Origin of the sequence: Streptosporangium carneum (assembly GCF_027922005.1) — a bacterium.
GTDB lineage: Bacteria > Actinomycetota > Actinomycetes > Streptosporangiales > Streptosporangiaceae > Streptosporangium > Streptosporangium carneum.
The window spans coordinates 1-1,448 of record NZ_BSEV01000069.1; the positions used below are offsets into that span (position 1 = coordinate 1).

Below are 1,448 nucleotides of genomic sequence, written 5' to 3' on the forward strand. Positions count from 1 at the left end.
CAGGTGAGCACTGTGTGCTCCTGGACGTTGAGTCCTGACGAAAGATCGTGCCCCTTGCCGGTCGGCCGGGAGAGTTGATCGCTGATGGGATGTCGTGCCCGCCCGCTTGCGGCGTGAGCACTGCTTCATTAGGTCGCCGATGGTTCTCCCGCAGGCTGCTGACCAGTGGCGATACCGCAGACAGGAGAAACGGTGCGATTGTTCGTCGGGGATGACTGGGCCGAGGATCATCACGATGTGGAGCTGATGGACGCCTCCGGGCGGCGGCTGGCCAAGGCCCGGCTGCCCGAAGGCGTGGCGGGGATGGAGAGGCTTCACGCCATGATCGGCGAGTGCTTCGGTGAAGACGCCGATGAGGCGGAGGTGATCGTCGGGATCGAGACCGACCGCGGTCCATGGGTGGGGGCACTGGTCGCCGCCGGGTACACGGTGCTGGCGGTCAACCCGCTGCAGGCCGCCCGCTACCGGGAACGGCTGACGGTCTCGGGCGCCAAGAGCGATGCGGCCGATGCGCACATGCTGGCCGACATGGTCCGCACCGACTCCCACCAGCTGCGCCCGGTGGCCGCCGATACCCCGCAGGCCGCGGCTATCAAGGTCGTGACCCGGATGCACAAGACGCTGATCTGGGAGCGCACCCGCCACACCCAGCGGCTGCGGCACGCGCTGCGCGAGTACTTCCCCGCCGCCCTCGCCGCGTTTGAGGACCTGGACGCCCCCGAGGCGCTGGAACTTCTGGCCAAGGCCCCCAGCCCGGCCGCGGCGGCCACGCTGACCGTCAGCCAGATCAGCGCGGCGCTCAAACGCGCCGGCCGTCGCGGCGACCTGGCCGGCAAGGCCGCCCCGATCCAGGCCGCGCTGCGCACCGAGCACCTGGGCCAACCGGCTGTGGTCACCGCCGCCTATACCGCCTCCGTCCGGGCCCTGCTGAGCGTTCTTTCCGCCGTGAACCAGCAGGTCATGGCCATGCGCAAGGAGGTCGAGGCCCATTTTGGCCAGCACCCGGCCGCTGAGATCGTCTGCTCCCAGCCCGGGCTGGGACCGATCCTCGGTGCCCGGGTGCTCGCAGAGTTCGGCGACGACCCCACGCGGTACGCCAGTGCCAAGGCCCGTAAGAACTATGCCGGCACCTCGCCGATCACCCGGGCTTCGGGGAAGAAGAAGGTCATCGCGGCTCGCTTCGTGCACAATGACCGGCTCATCGACGCCCTGATGACTCAGGCCGCCACCGCGGTCCGCGTCTCGCCCGGTGCCCGCGCCTACTACGACAAGCAACGCACCCGCGATAGTGACTACAACACCGCGCTGCGCCAGGTCGCCAACCGGCTGGTGGGCATTCTGCACGGCTGCCTCAAGACCGGCACCCTTTACGACGAGGCGACCGCATGGGCGCATCACGCCGAATCGCTGGCTGCTTGACACCTAAAGCTCCTGGGATGTCTTTCGAA

Annotated in this window: 1 protein-coding gene; it reads left to right on the forward strand. The window is 68.6% G+C overall.

Annotated features, from left to right (window positions below):
• Positions 1-192 precede the first annotated feature (192 nt).
• Positions 193-1,419: an IS110 family RNA-guided transposase gene (locus PKF00_RS43825; protein WP_438827875.1), complete on the forward strand. Its 1,227-nt coding sequence runs from the start codon at positions 193-195 to the stop codon at positions 1,417-1,419.
• Positions 1,420-1,448 lie beyond the last annotated feature (29 nt).